We start from the raw sequence: 13,361 nt of genomic DNA, 5'->3' as shown, positions 1-13,361 counted from the left end.
GGGAGGCACAATGGCGATCATGACGACGACGTCGGCGTTCACCTTCCTGCCGGTCCTGGAGCGCATTGCCGAGGAGATCAGCCGCACCCCCGGGCGCGGCCGGCCCGCCGACTACATCCCCGCCCTCGCGGCCTGTGATCCGCGCAGCTTCGGCATGGCCGTCGCCGAGCCGGACGGCACCGTGTACGGGGTGGGGGACTGGCGCCAGCCGTTCTCCACGCAGTCGATCACCAAGGTCTTCACGCTCGCCCTGGACCTGGCCCGCGAGGGCGACGAACTCTGGGAGCACGTGGGCCGCGAGCCCTCCGGCAACCCGTTCAACTCCCTGATCCAGCTGGAGTACGAGAACGGCATCCCGCGGAATCCTTTCATCAACGCGGGCGCCCTCGTCGTCACCGACCGCCTCCAGACCCGTACCGGGGACGCGGCCGGTGAACTGCTGTCCTTCCTGCGCACCGAGAGCGGCAACCCCGGCCTCGGCTTCGACCAGGAGGTCGCCGCCTCCGAGACCGCCCACGGCGACCGCAACGCCGCCCTCGCCCACTTCATGGCGTCCTACGACAACATCGACAACGACGTACCGGTCCTGCTGGACCAGTACTTCCGGCAGTGCTCCATCGCCGCGTCCTGCGCCGACCTGGCCCTGGCCACCGGCTTCCTCGCCCGGCACGGCATCCGTGCCGACGGCAGCCGGCTGCTCAGCCGCAGCCAGGCCAAACAGGTCAACGCGGTCATGCTGACCTGCGGCACCTACGACGCGGCCGGCGACTTCGCCTACCGGGTGGGCCTGCCCGGCAAGAGCGGGGTCGGCGGCGGGATCATCGCGGTCGTGCCGGGCCGGTGCACGCTGTGCGTGTGGAGCCCGGGCCTGGACGAACGCGGCAACTCGGTGGCCGGGGTCGCGGCCCTGGACCGGTTCACCACGCTCACCGGTCTGTCCGTGTTCTGAGCCCCGCTCCACACCGGGCGCGCGGTGTCCCGGTGGCCCCCGGACCCCCGGAAGGCGTCGCTCCTCACACGCCGGACACGTGCGGGCCGCCCGCCGGTGAAGGGACTGTCGCCTTCCGGCCACTCGGCGTTGACACGCTGAGCCAGTGTTGGCCATGGCATTCCCCGTCGATCTCCGCAGCTGTCAGGTACTGGGTCTGGCCGGTACCGCCTTCCTCGCACTCGGCGGGGAGACGGCCGGCGCCCTGCCCGTCCAGGACCTCCTGGCGCCCGCCTCGGCGCAGGCGGCGCTCGGCCTGGTCGGGGTGTACTTCGGCGTCGTCCTGCTCATCGCGGCCTGGGTGCTCCTCGGCCGCCTGGTGCGCGGCCCCCAGCCGCCCACCCCGCGCGCCCTGCTGCTCGTACTGGCCGTCTGGGCGGCGCCGCTGCTGCTCGCCCCGCCGCTGTTCAGCCGGGACGTGTACAGCTACCTCGCGCAGGGCGCCATGGTCGACGCCCACATGGACGTCTACGCCAACGGTCCGGACCGGCTCGGCGGTCCGCTCTCCGACGAGGTCGCCCCGATGTGGCGGCACACCGGCGCCCCTTACGGCCCCGCTTTCCTCGCCCTGGCCTCCGTGCTGTCGGGGCTGACCCGCGGCGAACTGCCCGCGGGCCTGCTCGGCATGCGCCTGGTCGCCCTGCTCGGCGTGGCCCTCATGGCGGCGGCGCTGCCCCGCCTCGCCCGGCACAGCGGTGCCGACCCGGCCGCGGCGCTGTGGCTCGGCGCCCTCAACCCGCTGGTGCTGCTGCACCTGGTCGCCGGCGCCCACAACGACGCCCTGATGCTCGGTCTGCTCGGACTCGGCCTGGTCGCCGCCCGCCGCCGGCCCGCCGTCGGCGCCGTCCTCGTCACCCTCGCCGCCCTGGTCAAGGCACCGGCCGCGCTCGGCCTGCTGGCGGTCGTGGCCCTGCGGGTCCGCTCCGGCCGCCCGCCGCTGCCGGCCGTGCTGACCACGGCCGCGGCCTCCGCGGCGACCACGGTTGCCGCCACCGCCGTGGCCGGCACGGGCTACGGCTGGATCAGCGCCCTGGACACTCCGGTCTCCGCGCACAACTGGGCGCTGACCAGCCTGCTCGGCCGGGCCACCGGCGCCCTGCTCACCCGTCTCGGCAGCGGTCTGGCCCCGCTGGCCGTCCCGGCCTGGCATCTGTTCGGTCTCGCGGTCACCGCCGTCGCCGTCCTGCTGATATGGCTCCGGCTGCGCCTGCGACCGGTGTACGCGCTGGGCCTGAGCATGCTCACGGTCGCGGTCTTCGGGCCGGCCATCCGGCCCTGGTACCTGCTGTGGGGCCTGTTCCTCATCGCCGCCGCCGCACCCAGCACCTCGGTACGGCACCGGGTGGCCGCCCTTGCGGGCGTGCTGGCCCTGGCGGTGCTGCCCAGCGGCGGTCCCGCCGACCTCGGCCAGCTGGTGCTCGCGGTCTCCGGCGGTGTGCTCGGCGTGGTCGTCCTGTGGCAGGCGCAGCAGGCGGCCCAGGCCCCGGTCCCGGGACGCACGGCATGACCGGAAGGGGCGGCGGGCCGGGGCTGCCCGGGCGCCTGGCGGCGCTAGGGCCGCGCACCGGACGGGGCAGGCTGCCGCTCGTCCTGCTGCTGGTGGCCGCGGTGACCGTGTTCACGGCCACCGTGCCGCTGCTGCGCGGCTTCTTCGACCTGCGCGTCTACTACGGCGCCGTGCACACCTGGGCGCACCACGACGGCCGGATCTACGACTACCGGGTGCCGGGCACGACGTACGGCTTCACGTATCCGCCGTTCGCCGCCGTCGCCATGCTGCCGCTGGCCCTGCTCGGCCGGACCACGGCGGTCGTGGTGTCCCTGCTGGTGAACCTGGCCGCGCTCGCGGGCGTCCTGCGGGTCCTGGCCGGTCCGCGCTGGCGGCGCCACGGCTGGTACCGGTGGGCGCTGTGCCTGTGTCTGCTCCCCCTGTTCGAGCCGCTGCGCGACACCTTCAGCTTCGGACAGGTGAACCTGGTGCTGCTGGCCCTCGTCCTCGCCGACTGCGCGCTGCTGGCCACCGGCCGGGGCCGCTGGGCGGGTGCCGGGATCGGGCTCGCCGCCGCGGTGAAGCTCACGCCCGCCCTGTTCATCGGGCTGCTGCTGCTCGCCGGGCGCCGGCGGGCGGCCGGTACCGCCGTCGCCGTCGCCGCCGCCGCGACCGCGCTGGCCGCCTGGGTGGATCCGGCGGCCTCCCGCTTCTACTGGACCGACGCGCTGTGGGACACCAGCCGGGTGGGCCGGCTCGACTACGTGTCGAACCAGTCGCTGCAGGGTGTGCTGGCCCGCCTCGGCGAGTCCGGCCGCCCCCTGTGGGCGACGGCGGTCCTGCTGACCCTGTGCGTGTGGGCCTGGCGCGGCCGGCGGGCGGTCGCCGCCGGGGACTGGACGGCGGCGTTCGCACTGACCGGTGCCACGGCCTGTCTGGTCAGCCCGATCACCTGGGTGCACCATCTGGTCTGGCTGCTGCCGTCCTTCGCGGTGCTGGTGCGCGCCGGGCACCTGCGGATCGCGGGCGCCCTGTACGCGGTGCTGTGCACCAGCGTGGTGTGGCTGTGGTTCGACGACGCCTCCGGCCTCGGCGGGTTCCTCGGCAGCAACCTCTACACGTGGATCTCGCTGGGCCTGCTGCTCGGACTGCCGGTGGGTCTGCCGGCGGGTCAGCCGCGGGCCGACCGGCCGCCCTTGGCGCGCAGTGCCAGGGCCACGGCTCCCGCGCCGAGCCCGGAGAGCCCCGCCACGACGGCGGTGCCGGACCAGCCCGAGTCGCCGTCCGGCGCCGGTGCCGCGGCCGCCGCCACCGGCGCGGCGGACGCGGCGGCGGGGGAGTGCGGTCGCAGCCCGTCCAGCGAGCCGACCGGGTCCACCTGCCCGGCGGCGGCGAAGCCCCAGTCGAGCAGCGCCCGGGCCTCCTCGTACACGGTCAACCCGCCCTCGGCCTGAGGGTTCAGCACGCTCACCACGAGGGTGCGCCCGTCCCGGCGGGCCGCGGCCACCAGGGTGTTGCCCGCGTTGCTGGTGTAGCCGTTCTTGATCCCGATCAGCCCCGGGTACGGCGCCACGCCGTCCTCGCCGGTCAGCAGCCGGTTGGTGTTCTCGATGGGGTACGGCGAGCCGTCACCGGGGAAGCTCGCCGCGGCGGTGGAGCAGTACCGTGCGAAGTCGGGGTTGCGCAGCCCCGCCCGGCCGAACACCGCCAGGTCGAACGCGGAGGACACCTGGCCGGGGGCGTCGTAGCCGTCCGGGGAGACCACATGGGTGTCCAGGGCGCCGAGTGTGCGGGCCTTGTCCTGCATGCGGGCGGCCGTGGCCTGCCAGCCGCCGCCGAGCCGGGCGAGCACGTGCACGGCGTCGTTGCCGGAGCTGAGGAAGACCCCGCGCCAGAGGTCGGCCACCTGGTAGGTGTGCCCTTCCTCGACGCCGACCAGGCTGCTGCCCTCGCCGACGTCCGCCAGTTCCTCGTACCGCACGGTGTGCTGGAGCCCGCTGGGCAGTGTCGGCAGCACGGTGAGCGCGAACAGGGTCTTGAGCGTGCTCGCGGGGGGCAGTTCGCGGTGGGCGTCGCGCGCGGCGAGCACCTCCCCGCTGCCGGCGTCGGCGACGAGCCAGGAGAGAGCCGAGAGCTCGGGCACCTGGGGCGCGCCCTGGTGCGGTCGGACCTGCGTGCCGGAGTGGTAGAGCAGGGACGGCCCGGGCATCGCCGCCCGGGGACGGGGCGGGGCGGGTTCCCCGCCCCGGGGTCCGGCGGCGGCAGCGGTGGGCGTGAGCGCCAGCAGGCCCGCCACACAGAGGGAGCAGACCGACACAGCTGCACGGTATGAGAATCCGGTGACCATATGATCAACGTACGAACATGACCCGCGTGCGACACGCTGCCCGGGCCGTTCGGGTCGCCGAGCAACCCGGATGCCGCACCCGGCCGCCCGCGGCCGGGTGTCAGGCGGCCGGCAGGGTGGGCCGGATCTGCCGCAGGAACGCGGCGTTGCCGGGGGTGGCGCGCATCCGTTCGAGGAGGGTCTCCAGGGCGGCCGGTCCGGTCTCCCGGGAGCGCAGGGCCCGGCGCAGACCGTGCACGGCCGTCAACTCGGCCGGAGTGAGCAGGAGTTCCTCGCGCCGGGTGCCGCTGGCGTCGATGTCCACGGCGGGGAAGACCCGACGGCCGGCGAGTTCCCGGTCCAGTCGGAGTTCCATGTTGCCCGTGCCCTTCAGCTCCTCGAAGAAGTAGCCGTCGGCACGGGAGCCGGTGTCCACCAGGGCGGAGGCGAGGATGGTGAGCGAGCCGCCCTCCTCGGCCTGGCGCGCGGCGCCGAAGAACCGCTTGGGGCCGAGCAGCGCACCGGCGTCGACGCCGCCGCTCAGCGTACGGCCGCCGGCCGCGGAGGCGTTGTTGTGGGCCCGGCACAGCCGGGTCAGCGAGTCCAGCAGCACGACGACGTCCTCGCCGGCCTCCACCAGGCGCTTGGCCCGCTCCACGACGAGCTCGGCGAGGGCGATGTGCTCCTTGGGCGACCGGTCGAAGGTGGAGGCGTACACCTCACCGCGCACCGAGCGGCGCATCTCCGTGACCTCCTCGGGCCGCTCGTCCAGCAGGAGCACCATCAGCCGGCACTCGGGGTGGTTGCCGGCCACGGCGGCGGCGAGCTGCTGGATCAGCACGGTCTTGCCGCTCTTCGGCGGGGCCACGATGAGGCCGCGCTGGCCCTTGCCGACCGGAGCGAGCAGATCGGTGACCCGTCCGGCCAGTCCGGCGGCGGGGTGTTCGAGGCGCAGGCGCTGGTGCGGGTGGACCGGGGTGAGATCGCGGAAGTGCCGGCGGGAGCGCAGTTCCCCGGGGACGCGCCCGTTGACGCGGGCGACCTCGGTCAGCGCCCGCTGCGCGCCCCGGACGCCCTCGACCAGGTCGCCCTTGCGCAGTCCGTGGCGGCGGACCAGCGCGGCGGAGACCTGTGGATCGGCGGGGGAGGGGAGCAGGCCCGCGGCCCTCAGGTGCCCCTTCCCGTGCGTGTCGACGTCCAGCACGCCGGTGACGAGCGAAGCGGCCGGTGCCTGCCGGGCCTCGGGAGGATGTTCGAGAGTGGTGGTCATGGGGGGAGTCCTTTCCGGACGGATGAGAGAAGCGAAGGGGAGAGGCCGCGAGCGGGAGGCGTGGCTGCGACTGCCTCCGGGCGGCGGGAAGCACCTCGGCTCAGGGCGGAGAACGCCCGTCACAAGGCGGGGCTGGGAAGCTGTCGCGCCGGGAACCGGACGATCCGGGAGAACGGCGACTGGAACAGCTGAGAGGGAGAACTGGCACCGGCGCCCATGGGGGCGTGCACAGTGCTGACGGAACGGTACCACCGGAGGGGCCTCCGTGTCCGTGACCCTGCCAACAAACCGCCGGACCAGGCTATTCCCGGGTGGTCGCACAGGACACTCCCGGGCATCCCCGGCCGGCCCTACCATCGATCGTCTTGTCAGGGGAACGTCAGGAGAACCGGTGGAGACCTCACCCGCACGCCCCCCGTACCGCCTGGATCCCGCCGGCGGCTGTCCGCACCCCGTCAACGCGCGGCTGCTGGCCCAGGGCGCCGTCGCCCCGGTCGAACTGCCCGGCGGCATCGAGGGTGTGGCCGTACTCGGGCACGAGGCGCTGAAGGAGTTCCTCCAGCACCCCGAAGTCGCCAAGAACCCGCGCCATTTCACGGCCCTGCGGGAGGGAAGGGTCGCCGAGGGCTGGCCGTTGCTGACGTTCGCCACCGTCCCGGGCATGACCACCGCCGACGGCGACGACCACCGGCGGCTGCGGTCCCTGGCCGCCCGGGCCTTCACACCCCGCCGTGTCGAGGAACTACGGCCACGCGTCGAGGAACTGACCGAGTCGCTGCTCGACGGCCTGGCCCGGGCCGCCGCCGCGGGTGACGGGGTCGCGGATCTGCGGCGGCACTTCGCGCTGCCCATGCCGATGGGAGTGATCTGCGAACTCCTCGGCGTGGACGTCGGGTTCCGCGACCGGCTGCATCACCTGGGCAACCAGGTCGTGGCCACCGACACCGCACCCGCCGATGCCGTCGCCGCCAACCGCGAACTCGTCGCCCTGCTGGGGGAGATCGCCGCGGCGAAGGCCGCCCGGCCCGGCGACGACCTCACCAGCGCACTCATCGCCGCCAGGGACGAGGGCGGTGACCGGCTCAGCCAGCAGGAGCTGATCGGCACCCTGCTGCTGATGATCATCGCCGGGCACGAGACCACCCTCAACCTGATCACCAACGCCGTACGCGCCCTGTGTGCCCACCCCGAGCAGCTCGCCCTGGTCCGCGCGGGCGGGGCGAGCTGGGCGGATGTGGTGGAGGAGACGCTGCGCTGGGACGCGCCCGTCAGCTACTTCCCGTTCCGCTACCCCGTGCGGGACCTGACGGTCGCCGGCACGCCCGTCCCCGCCGGCACCCCCGTGCTCGCCGGCTACTCCGCGGCCGGCCGTGATCCGGCGGCGCACGGCCCGGACGCCGGCCGCTTCGACGTCACCCGCTCCACGCGGCCCGGCGCCGTACGCCACCTCTCCCTCGGGCACGGCGCCCACTACTGCCTCGGCGCACCCCTGGCCCGGCTGGAGGCCGCGGTCGCCCTGGAACGGCTGTTCACCCGCTTCCCCTCGCTCCGGCCGGCCGTGACCGAGGCCGACCTGGCACCGCACGCCGGATTCGTGGGCAACAGCGTGCGGAGCCTGCCCGTGCGGCTCGCGCCGTCCGTGTCCTGAGGCCACCGCGGACGGCCTCTCCGCAGGCTCCCGGTACGCCCCGCAGGCCGTCCGCGGCGGCTGGTCGACGACCGGCACCGGGGCGACGCCGGAGCGGCTCCGGGACTGGTCCGCCCCTGCCGGGGACGGCGCGGCCGCTCACGCGGACCGCGCCTCCGCCTCCTTCGCGATCCGCTCGAACCGCGCGCCCATGGCCTCGGCGAGGGCCTGTGCACCCGACAGCGGACGGACCATGACCATGAAGTCGTCGATCAGGCCGTCCTCGTTCACGTGCAGGAAGTCGCAACCGGTCAGCTCCCGGTCCCCCACCCGGGCCCGGAAGACCAGCGCCTGTTCCGGGCCGCCCGGTTCGCCGATCTCCCGGACGTACCGGAAGTCCTCGAAGACCTCGACGACCTCGCGCAGGATCGCCGCCGTGATCGCCCTGCCGCGATACGGCTTGAAGACGACCGGGCTGCTGAAGACGACATCCTCGGCCAGCAGCGCCTCGACGGCTGCCGGGTCCCCGGCTTCGACGGCCTCGCGGAACGCGCGCATCGGATCTCCTCGCATAGTCAACTGATTGATCGGGTGCGTGATTGATCAGGTGTGGAGGAGGTCAGTCAACCACTGCCGGCGCGTCATGTACCCCCCTCTGCCGTGCCGGAGCGCGCACGGCAGTGGGCGGCCCCGCCCCGTGACGGTGACGCGGCCCGTCAGCCCGGCCGGTAGCTCGTCGGGGTGGTGCTGCCGCGTGACACGGGCTGTCGCGGTGAGCGGTGCGGCACAGTGGGCGGGTGCCTCGCCGACTTCTTCCGTTGCTGGTGGCGGCGCTGGTGAGCGTCGCCGGCTGCACCACCGTCAGCTCCCGTACCACTTCCGACACCGCCCCGCCGCGAGAGACCGCGGCGAGACCGTCCGTCCTCACGGCCCCGCCGAGAGCGCCGTCCGCCCGGACGGCGCTCGTCCGCACCGACCACGGGCAGCCGCCCCGGCCGGACTCGGCGGCCGAGCCGAAGCGGGGTCCCCGTCCCGGCGGCCGGCGAGTGCCCGCGGCGGCTCCCCGGGCCGTGGCACCGGCCGCCCCGCCGGTGCGCCGCCCGCGCCCGGAGCGACGGCCGCCCGTACGCCGCCGCCCCGCCCCTCGGCCCCGTCCCGCCGTCAGCCGGCCCGGCGCCGCCCAGATGCGCGACCTGTGCCGCCAGGCGGACGGCGTGGCCGCGCCCGAGATCGCACGGCTCTGCCACCACACCTTCGGCTGACCCGACCGGACCGGACCCGGCCCCGTTGCCACGGTGGTCCGGGCGCCGCCGCGGTCGCAGCGCGCGGCGGCAGCCGGGACCGGCCCGGCGCCGCCGTCATAGGGTGATGGCATGTTCGGTCCAGAAGGTCCCACACTCCGCGAACTCGCCGTGCAGGCCCTGTCCTCCGTCGAGCGCGGCTACGACCTGCTCGCGCCCAAGTTCGACCACACCCCTTTCCGCACACCCGACGCGGTGCTGGACGCGGTCGCGGAAGCGGTGGCGCCGCTCGGTCCGTTCACGGACGGACTCGACCTGTGCTGTGGGACCGGGGCCGGAACACGACTGCTGGCCGGACTGTGCCGGCGCAGCGTCACCGGAGTGGACTTCAGCGCCGGCATGCTCGACGTCGCCCGGCGCCGGGTACGGTCCACCGGCGCACCCCGGATCGGCTGGGTGCGCGCCGACGCCCGGGCTCTGCCGTTCACGGCCGCCTTCGATCTCGTCGCGTCCTTCGGGGCGTTCGGTCACTTCCTGCCCCGGGAACTGCCGGGGCTCTGTGCCCAGGTCCGCTCGGCGCTGCGCCCCGGTGGCCGCTTCGTCTTCCCGGTGTTCGCGCCGCCCCGGCCCGCGCACCCCGCCTTCTGGCTGCTGCTCGGCTTCGACGCGGCGATGCGGACGCGCAACGCGCTGTGGCGCCCGCCGTTCGTCATGTACTACCGGGCCCTGCGGCTCGGTGCCATGCTCGGGGAGCTGGAACGGGCGGGCCTGGCAGTCGAGCTGCGCGTGCTGCCCGAGTTCGGCCGTCGAGCCGACGGCAGCCCGCGCGGCAGGCTGGTGGTGGCCCACAGGACGGATGGGCCGGCCCCGGAGGTCACACCGCGGCGGGCAGTGTGAACTCGTAGACGAGAGCGTCCTGTTCGGCGCTCACCACCAGATCGGTGATCTCCAGCGGGCGTGCGTACTGGTCGTGCACGCGCCGGGTCACCCGCACCGAGGAGGCGTCGCCGACCTGGGTGATGGCGTCCCGGTGGTGCAGGGACAGCCCTGCCTTGCGCATCCAGTCGTAGGCCCGCCGCAGCTGCGCGGGCGTCGCCCCGTCGGCCCGGTCCCGGTAGCGGGCCAGCTCGGCGACCTCGGCCAGCGCCACCGGTGAGAACGATGTCAGCGCCGTCCGCAGTGACCGGCCGTCCGGTGTCACCGAGAGATAGCGGTGCATCAGCGTCGGCCGGTGCGGCGCCAGGCCCAGCGCCCGCGCGTGCTCCGGCGGCGGTTCCGCCCAGGTCACCGTGGCCCGGTCCACCGCGCACAGGTCCGCCGGCCGGGCGCCCACCGGGAAGGTGAGCGACTCCGGCGCCTCGACGGGCCGGCCGGGCAGCGTGGCATGGCTGCCCCGCCGGTCGGTGGTGACCAGACCGCTGCGCCGCAGCACCTCCAGCGCCTGCCGGACGGTCTCCCGGCTGACCCCGAAGTGCGCGGCCAAGTGCCGTTCGCCGGGCAGTCGTTCACCCGGCGGAATCGTGCCGTCGCGCAGTTCGTCGAGCAGCAGCGCCGCGATCTGTCCGTACAGGGGCCGGTCGTCGCCGGGCGGGTGATCGTGCGGGGTGGTGCGGGCCATGCCGCGCCCTCCTGTCGGTGACAAGACGTAGTCGTACGGGTTCGTTGCGCGACCACAATTAGCATTGGTCTAAACCACAAGGGAAGGGCTGTCTTCCGGATCGACCGAAATCAACCCGCGCGGGCCGGCGGTCACCGACTGCCGCGCCAGGCGCCCACAGGGCGTCGCAGAGGGCCGCTGACCAGTGCCGCCCTCCGTGGATCACTGACCACCGGGCCGCGTCCGCCGGACGGCGCGGCCCGGCGCGAGGCCCGCTCCCGGATCGGTGAGCCGACGGAAACCGCCGACCCCGCCGTGGCCGAAAGCCCGCCGTTCCGGGCCCGGAGTCCTGGCTCAGACACCGGCCGCAAGGTCCCCCGGTCGGAGTGCCGCCGTGAGCGAGTGAGCCGCCATCCGCGAGGAGAACGATCACTTGCCCACGTTGGTAGACAGTGTCTACGGCGCGTGGTAGACACTGTCTATGACTGAGGAGAGCTCCCTTCGGGAGCGGTTGATCGATGTAGGGATCGACCTTGTACTGACCGAGGGCTCCGCGTCCGTGGGCCTGCGGGAAATAGCCCGTCGAGCGGGGGTGTCGCACGGGGCGCCGCGCCGGTACTTCCCCACGCACCACGCGCTGCTCTCGGCTATCGCCCGCCGCGGCTTCGAGGACCTCGCAGCCATGTTCGAGGCCGCGGCCGCCGGCACGACCACACCCCGCGGCCAACTGGAGGCCCTCGCCCGGGCGTACGTCGGGTACGCACTGGAACGCCGCGGCATGTTCGAACTCATGTGGCGGCACGACCTGCTCGACAGCGCGGCGCAGGCATCGGACCAACCGAGGCTGCGCGAGTCGACCCTCCCGCTGTTCGGGCATATCACCGGACTCGTCGCCCGATGCCGAGCGGAGCGGGATGGCGCGCAACGCACAGATGGGCCGAACGAGGCCGCACCGCCGCCCGCGGTGACCGCAGCCGCACTGTGGGCGAACCTGCATGGCATCGCCCAGCTGTGGGCCTGGGGCAGCCTGCAACTCGCCTTCGGCACCCCACCGCCGGACGGCGATCGCGGCGACGACCAACCCGACCGGCTCATCACGGCAGTTCTGGACGCCCATCTCGGCCCGGTGACCTCATGACCGCACCCGCACAACGGCAGATGGCACTTCTGGTCAGCGTGGTCGGCGCGGTGATCGTCGCACTGGACGGAACCATCCTGCTCATGGCGCAGCCCGGCATGCAGCGTGATCTCGGCGTGAGCGTGGCGCAGATCCAGTGGACGAGCACCGGCTATCTGGTCGCCGTGGCCGCGTTACTCGTGATCGCCGGGCGCCTCGGGGACCGGTACGGGCACCCGCGCCTGCTGTTCGTCGGCGTCCTCGGCTTCGGGGCTGCCTCGGCCGGGATCGCGCTCGCGCCGACCGTCGGCTGGGTGATTGTCCTGCGCGCGGTGCAGGGCGGGTTCGCCGCGTTCCTGCAACCTGCGACGCTCGCGCTGCTACGGCTGGCGTATCCCGCGGACCGGCTCGGCACACCGATCGCCATCCGCACCAGTGCGATCGCGGTGGCGGCAGGGTCCGGTCCGCTCCTGGGCGGTGTTCTCGTGGCTCATCTGGGATGGCGCGCCGTCTTCTGGGTCAACGTGCCCCTCGCGTTCGTCATCGCCGTTCTCGCCCTCGCCGTACGGACGCCGACACCTCAACGTGCCAACTCCCCACGGCTCAACCTCACCAGCGCGGGCCTGCTGGCGGTCGCGCTCGCAGTCCTGGTCCACGCCTTGGCCAACGTATCCGTGCGGGGGTGGACCGCCGCGCCGACGCTGCTCGAATTCCTCGCCGTCGCCGGCGTCGCAACGGTGCTCACCTGGCACGAACACCGCACCACGCACCCGGTCGTTCCACCAGCCGTAGCGCGGTCCGTACCGGTGACGGCGTCGATGGCGATCCTGCTGGTCACCACCGCCGGCCTGTTCGGCGCCCTGTTCAGGGCCACCTTCTACCTCCAGGACGTACTTCGACTCGATCCACTCGCCAGCGGTCTGCGCGTACTCCCGCTGACCGTGCTCATGGTCCTCGGCTCACCCGCCGCGGTCGCCGCACTGCGCCGGTACGGTGCGCGCCGCACCGCGATCGCCGGTACGTTCCTCGTCGTGGTCGGCATCGCGGAGCTGTCCCGGCTCGGTCCCGCCGGCACATGGATGGCCATGGCTGCGGCCTTCGCCGCCATCGGTGCCGGGTTCGCCACCGTGATGGTCACCGCCACCGGGACCGTCGTCGGTGACGCGCCGCCCGGGTACGCCGGGGTCGTCAGCGGGCTCAAGCAGACCGCCATGAACATCGGGCCGACCTTCGGCATCGCCGTCGCGGCCAGCGCAACCGGCACGGCTGACTCAACCATGAGCTCCACTCTGCTGATCCTGGCCGCACTCGCCGCTCTCGGCCTGCTGCCCGCGTCGCGGCTGTCCCGGCGCCCGGCCTGCCAGGAAGGAGACGACGCGACCGCCTCACCCCCGACGCGAGCGCCGACACCACAGGCGGCGCCCGCTCGACACACAAACAGTTGAGCAACCGCCGAACACACCCAGACAGTTCCGGTCATGTATCAGACCGATCTCCGGTGTCGGCGAACCGCCCTGGTGGAGCGCCCGCGCGTGTAGGGCGCCGCATCAGCGGACGCCGCTCGGCAGAGGTTCCGGCCGCCGTGGCGGGCGATCTCGCCGGAGACGGCCGAAGGGGATCCGCCTGGCCGCCTGGCCAACTGCCAGGCAGACTCCCCGGCCGCGATGCCGCGGGACATCCCCTCGCGCTCGCTGCCGGTCAGGTGC

11 protein-coding genes and 1 pseudogene are annotated in these 13,361 nt (G+C 73.9%); 8 read left to right on the top strand and 4 right to left on the bottom strand.

The genetic code is table 11. The annotated features are described in order from the left end of the window. Positions 1-10: 10 nt before the first annotated feature. From AB0B40_RS14105 to AB0B40_RS14095, 3 genes are all read left to right on the top strand, one after another. Positions 11-949, top strand: coding sequence for a glutaminase (locus AB0B40_RS14105; RefSeq protein WP_345048018.1), 939 nt, complete (start codon positions 11-13; stop codon positions 947-949). A 154-nt stretch (positions 950-1,103) separates the two neighbouring features. Next, the gene (gene mptB, locus AB0B40_RS14100; RefSeq protein ID WP_345048019.1) at positions 1,104-2,495 is read left to right on the top strand and encodes a polyprenol phosphomannose-dependent alpha 1,6 mannosyltransferase MptB; all 1,392 of its coding nucleotides are present in this window, start codon (positions 1,104-1,106) and stop codon (positions 2,493-2,495) included. After that, the gene (locus AB0B40_RS14095) at positions 2,492-3,931 is read left to right on the top strand and encodes a glycosyltransferase 87 family protein (protein ID WP_362263992.1); all 1,440 of its coding nucleotides are present in this window, start codon (positions 2,492-2,494) and stop codon (positions 3,929-3,931) included. The genes mptB and AB0B40_RS14095 overlap by 4 nt, the downstream gene beginning before the upstream one ends. Positions 3,932-3,942: 11 nt before the next feature. Here AB0B40_RS14095 and AB0B40_RS14090 read toward each other — a convergent pair. Continuing rightward, positions 3,943-4,686 (bottom strand): annotated as a pseudogene (locus tag AB0B40_RS14090) (serine hydrolase); the annotation flags it as partial. 238 nt (positions 4,687-4,924) lie between these two features. Further along, positions 4,925-6,073 carry a transcription termination factor Rho gene (rho, locus tag AB0B40_RS14085; RefSeq protein ID WP_362263991.1) on the bottom strand — a complete coding sequence of 383 codons (1,149 nt, stop codon included), beginning with the start codon at positions 6,071-6,073 and terminating at the stop codon, positions 4,925-4,927. Positions 6,074-6,464: 391 nt separating this feature from the next. Between rho and AB0B40_RS14080 the strand changes: the two genes are divergently transcribed. Then, positions 6,465-7,721 carry a cytochrome P450 gene (locus tag AB0B40_RS14080; RefSeq protein WP_345048022.1) on the top strand — a complete coding sequence of 419 codons (1,257 nt, stop codon included), beginning with the start codon at positions 6,465-6,467 and terminating at the stop codon, positions 7,719-7,721. 138 nt (positions 7,722-7,859) lie between these two features. Here the strand turns inward: AB0B40_RS14080 and AB0B40_RS14075 are convergent, their stop codons facing one another. Next, a complete protein-coding gene (locus tag AB0B40_RS14075) occupies positions 7,860-8,258 on the bottom strand; it encodes a nuclear transport factor 2 family protein (RefSeq protein WP_362263990.1) in 399 nt (132 codons plus the stop codon). A gap of 239 nt (positions 8,259-8,497) precedes the next feature. Here AB0B40_RS14075 and AB0B40_RS14070 point away from each other — a divergent pair, with 239 nt between their 5' ends. Both AB0B40_RS14070 and AB0B40_RS14065 read left to right on the top strand, forming a co-directional pair. Beyond that, complete coding sequence (locus AB0B40_RS14070) at positions 8,498-8,962, top strand: hypothetical protein (protein WP_362263989.1); 465 nt, start codon at positions 8,498-8,500, stop codon at positions 8,960-8,962. A gap of 111 nt (positions 8,963-9,073) precedes the next feature. Continuing rightward, a complete protein-coding gene (locus AB0B40_RS14065; RefSeq protein WP_345048811.1) occupies positions 9,074-9,838 on the top strand; it encodes a class I SAM-dependent methyltransferase in 765 nt (254 codons plus the stop codon). Here AB0B40_RS14065 and AB0B40_RS14060 read toward each other — a convergent pair. Continuing rightward, on the bottom strand, positions 9,816-10,559 hold the full coding sequence (locus AB0B40_RS14060; RefSeq protein ID WP_345048810.1) for a winged helix-turn-helix domain-containing protein: 744 nt from the start codon (positions 10,557-10,559) through the stop codon (positions 9,816-9,818). The two genes, AB0B40_RS14065 and AB0B40_RS14060, sit on opposite strands and share 23 nt — an antisense overlap. Before the next feature lie 460 nt (positions 10,560-11,019). Here AB0B40_RS14060 and AB0B40_RS14055 point away from each other — a divergent pair, with 460 nt between their 5' ends. Together AB0B40_RS14055 and AB0B40_RS14050 are read left to right on the top strand one after the other, a co-directional pair. Then, the gene (locus AB0B40_RS14055) at positions 11,020-11,676 is read left to right on the top strand and encodes a TetR/AcrR family transcriptional regulator (RefSeq protein ID WP_345048808.1); all 657 of its coding nucleotides are present in this window, start codon (positions 11,020-11,022) and stop codon (positions 11,674-11,676) included. Further along, positions 11,673-13,100, top strand: coding sequence for an MFS transporter (locus AB0B40_RS14050; RefSeq protein WP_362263988.1), 1,428 nt, complete (start codon positions 11,673-11,675; stop codon positions 13,098-13,100). Before AB0B40_RS14055 ends, AB0B40_RS14050 begins: the two co-directional genes overlap by 4 nt. Positions 13,101-13,361: the final 261 nt, after the last annotated feature.

Origin of the sequence: Streptomyces sp. NPDC042638 (assembly GCF_040647235.1) — a bacterium.
Taxonomy (GTDB): Bacteria; Actinomycetota; Actinomycetes; order Streptomycetales; family Streptomycetaceae; genus Streptomyces; species Streptomyces rameus.
The sequence above is the reverse complement of the archived record's forward strand: the minus strand, read 5'-3'. Positions and strand labels throughout refer to the sequence as shown.